The 4,083-nt window shown below is 39.8% G+C and carries 3 protein-coding genes; all 3 read left to right on the forward strand.

The genetic code is table 11. The features are described 5' to 3' along the window. Positions 1 to 145 precede the first annotated feature (145 nt). The 3 genes from H6G08_RS36765 to H6G08_RS36775 all read left to right on the forward strand — a co-directional run bounded on the left by H6G08_RS36765 (position 146) and on the right by H6G08_RS36775 (position 4,055). Entirely contained in the window at positions 146 to 529 is a 384-nt protein-coding gene (locus H6G08_RS36765) for a hypothetical protein (protein WP_190552236.1), read from the forward strand. A 229-nt stretch (positions 530 to 758) separates the two neighbouring features. After that, complete coding sequence (locus H6G08_RS36770) at positions 759 to 2,537, forward strand: bifunctional 3'-5' exonuclease/DNA polymerase (RefSeq protein ID WP_190552238.1); 1,779 nt, start codon at positions 759 to 761, stop codon at positions 2,535 to 2,537. Positions 2,538 to 3,062: 525 nt separating this feature from the next. After that, positions 3,063 to 4,055: a tyrosine-type recombinase/integrase gene (locus H6G08_RS36775; RefSeq protein WP_190552240.1), complete on the forward strand. Its 993-nt coding sequence runs from the start codon at positions 3,063 to 3,065 to the stop codon at positions 4,053 to 4,055. Positions 4,056 to 4,083: the final 28 nt, after the last annotated feature.

Raw genomic sequence — 4,083 nt, forward strand, 5'->3', positions numbered from 1 at the left:
TATTACCCGAAACTTCAGAAACCTTTATCTACCTTGCTATGATCCGTATTATGGTGAGGCGGCTAGCATAAAATTTGACCCCTAAAAACTTTTCAAACACCCTCTTACACTCAACATCGAAAACACAACATCTGAACAATCACAGATGGAATCTATTAATATTAATAAATTTCTCAATTTGGAAAATCAAAATCAATTAACTAACCGGATTACATCAAAACCAGAACCTCAACCAGACAACTTTGTTAGCATTGATGTAGACAAAATTGATTTACGGACAGCCAGAAAAATTGCCACTGCCATAAAAAAAGCTTCAAAATCCAATCCTGACTTAATTATCAAACAAAAAGTCAACAGTAAAAGTGTTCCTTTAGCCTGGTTGCAAGCACAGATTAAGCATCGTTTAGAACTGGCACCAGAAATTGTCGCACCCATTATCAGAGAATTGGCTCCTACTGCTTTTACATCTGTTCGAGAAAATATTCAGCATTCTAGCATTGCAAAAACAGGTAAGCGTCAAGTCAGTTAATCATATAAAGAGAGGAATATTGATATGGCGGTTATCGCTCGGATGAGAAGACCAAAGTACTTGCTGTACAATCTTTACAGCAAAGTTTTTGTATCTCCCTCAACTGCACACCGCTATAGTATTACCTCTCTTTAATAGTTTTTAAAATCTTTGTATAAAACTAAATATTTTGAACTTGCTACATATACAAGCTATCGCTTCTAGGTGATTAATTAAAATTAAATTCATTATGTCTACAAGCTTAATAAATACAAATAATATCAATATTTTTACCACACAATATACTCTTGTTTCCAATGTTTCAACTCTTAATTCTGCTCTCCAACCTCTGTTTCAGGCAGAAATTTTAGCCATAGATTGTGAAACAACAGGACTTGACCCCCTAACTGATTCTATTAGACTGATTCAAATAGCTGCACCAAACCATCCGGTAGTGCTGATAGATTTACCAGCTATTCCCAAAAGCGATCGCTCACTTTTAAAACAACTCCTGAGTAACTCTGCTGTCAAAATTGCTCATAATGCCAAGTTCGACTGGCAATTTCTCACACTCGCAGGACTTCAAACCTCCGGTAAATTCTTTGATACCCAACTTGCTTATAAAGTTCTAACCGCAGGATTAAAAACAAGCTCATCTTTACAAAATATAGTTAAAAAGTTACTACACTTTCAACTAGATAAAACTCAACAAATCAGCGATTGGTGTAAACCTCTTACCAAAGCTCAATTGCACTATGCTGCCTTTGATGCTGCCATATTACTTGACCTTTACCCAATTCTCCTCAAGAAGTTAAAGCAGGCAAAGTTACTCAAAATTGCCCGACTTGAATTTCAGTGTATGCCTGTTGTTGCTCAAATGGAACTTAACGGGATGCTATTTGACTTGTCTCGATGGCAGATACTGGGTGCAAAACTAGAAATTGAAAAAACAGATGCTTTAAACCAACTCAAGCAACTCCGTATTGCTAGCTCTCAGATGTCATTGCTGCCAGAACTAACAAATATAGTAAACCCAAATTCACCTCAGCAAGTTTTGGCTGCTCTACAAGCTATTGGTATCAAAATCAACTCAACTAATCAAAGTAAATTAGTTTCTTTAGCTGCACAGTATCCCATAATTCAAGCATTGCTAGATTACCGCCGTCTATCCAAAATTATCGGCACTTTTACCGAGAAACTACCGCAGCATATCCACCCCAAAACTGGGAGAATTCATCCCAACTATTATCAATTAGGAGCAAAATCCGGTAGATTTTCTTGCCGCAAACCACCTCTACAAAATATTCCCCGCGATCAAACAGCCCGTAGCTGCTTCATTGCTGCCCCTGGCTATAAAATTATCAAAGCCGATTACTCCCAAATAGAACTACGAATTATGGCTCGGCTTAGTGGTGATATAAAGATGTGCCAAGCCTATCGCCAAGGTGCTGACTTACATCGATTAACAGCATCCCTAGTAACTGGAAAATATATCAATGAAGTGACTGAGGAAGACCGCAGACTAGCAAAAGCAATAAACTTTGGATTGATTTTCGGTATGGGCGCTGCCAAACTCCAAATTTACGCCCAAGTAAAATATGGGGTGGCAATGACATTAGAACAAGCAAAAGCTTTTAGGAAACGATTCTTTGAAGCTTATCCTGGAATAGCTAAATGGCATGAAAACATCAAACATGAATACACCAGAGGCATTAAAGAAAGTCGTACACTAGCAAATAGACGACGGAGATGGGTAAACAAGCCCCGACTATCAGAGCTCTTTAACCATCCAGTACAAGGTTTAAACGCCGACATCAACAAATTAGCTATGGTAAAACTTTCAAACCCATTAGCTAAATTCAAAACAAAACTTATCTGTGTAAGACATGATGAAATTGTACTGGAATGTCCGGAGACTAAAGTTGAGCAAGTTAGCCACATACTACACAATTGTATGGTTGCTGCTGCCCAACAGTTTCTCAACCCTATTCCAGTTGTTATAGATATTAAAACATCAAATAGCTGGTGAACTACCGTTCTGTAAAACCTACCCAAAACTACCATTATCTAGTAAAAACTAGACTTATGTAATTTTGATGTTTACTTCCTGATTCAACGTAGTCTCAAGATGACTCTTCTTGGGTTTGTCTACTCCACAGGCTTACACGGTAGAACTTACCGCCATATCTCTTGCTTTTGGAATATGAATTCCATTTCAGCTGGAAAAATTCCTGGCTGACCAAATTTTCCTCAAACAGATATACTCCCACCGCTAAGGTCGCCCCTTGAGCACTGCGACCTTAGCCAAGCTCAGGGATGACAGTGACAGTAATGCCACAATGCCAAACAATCGCAAAAGACGCTTTGTGTCAGAATAATTAAGTATATAACTTAGCATTTAAAGCATTAAATACTTAAGTAAGTACTGCTTTAATATTACTTAATAAATAAGATAGATGTATCCCAAGTACCCAAATTGAGAGACAATAAAAATCAGACCTTATAAAAGCAGACAAAACTTCTGTTGTGTCTGATAAATTCGTGAGTAAAACAAATGGCTCTGTCGCTGGTGCATGTGAACAACTATCGTCAAGCGATCGCTACTCTATCTCCTCGGCAGGGGGAGGCAAAGTTGATTGCTTTATGGTTGGAAGGGAAGGCAGAGTCATCTGTGCAGGCTTACCAGCGTTATACGAAGCGATTTTTGGTGTTTTTGGGGAAACCTCTCAACAAGGTAACCTATGAAGATTTGGTGGAATATGCGACTCAATTTTCGGGTCAGGCGGAAAGTACTAGACGGATGTATTTGGCGGCGGCTAAAAGTTTGATTTCTTTTGCTCATAAAATTGGTTATTTACCTTTCAATGTTGGTATGGCACTCAAGCTCAATGAAATGCCAGACGCAATCAATGAACGCTATTTGGATGAGGCAGATATTAAGTTGTTGGTGCGGATGGCACAGAAAAAATTGGAACAAGTGAAGACACCCAAAAGGCAATACACGGCGCGTCGGAATTTGTTGATTATCAAGCTGTTGTATCAGGCTGGTTTACGGGCTAATGAACTGTGTCAGTTAACCTGGGGAGATTTAAGTTCGCGGGGAGATAGCGGTCAGGTTTATGTTCGCAAGGCCAAGGGCAGTAAAAACCGGACTATTCTGATTAAGTCGAAGCTATGGGTGGAGTTGATGGAGTTTAAGGGAAATGCACTAGCGACAGATCCAGTGTTTGCGAGTCAGAAGGGAGGGCATCTCGACCGTCAAAATCTACATCCAATTATTAAGGAGATAGCAGAAGCTGCTGGGCTGAGTGAAAAGGTTTCAGTTCACTGGTTGCGTCATGCTCATGGTTCTCATGCGATTGAGCGGGGAACTAATCCGGTACTGGTGAAGGAAACTTTGGGTCATGCCAATTTGGCGGTGACTGACCGCTATCTCAAGGCTAGACCGAGCGATAGCAGTGCTTTGAAGGGGAAGAGCTGGCGAAGCTGTCACCAAGTGCAAACTAAACAGTTTAGTTTAGAGAGCAGTCTGGAAATCAAGGGATGAAACTTTGTTAGCACCCTTTGTTAGCACC

This window comes from Calothrix anomala FACHB-343 (assembly GCF_014696435.1).
GTDB classification, from domain to species: domain Bacteria; phylum Cyanobacteriota; class Cyanobacteriia; order Cyanobacteriales; family Nostocaceae; genus Aulosira; species Aulosira anomala_A.

Excerpts from the sequence above, each read along its gene's own strand:
- H6G08_RS36765 (WP_190552236.1), top strand. The coding sequence starts at position 146 with ATGGAATCTATTAATATTAATAAATTTCTCAATTTGGAAAATCAAAAT.
- H6G08_RS36770 (WP_190552238.1), top strand. The coding sequence starts at position 759 with ATGTCTACAAGCTTAATAAATACAAATAATATCAATATTTTTACCACA.
- H6G08_RS36775 (WP_190552240.1), top strand. The coding sequence starts at position 3,063 with ATGGCTCTGTCGCTGGTGCATGTGAACAACTATCGTCAAGCGATCGCT.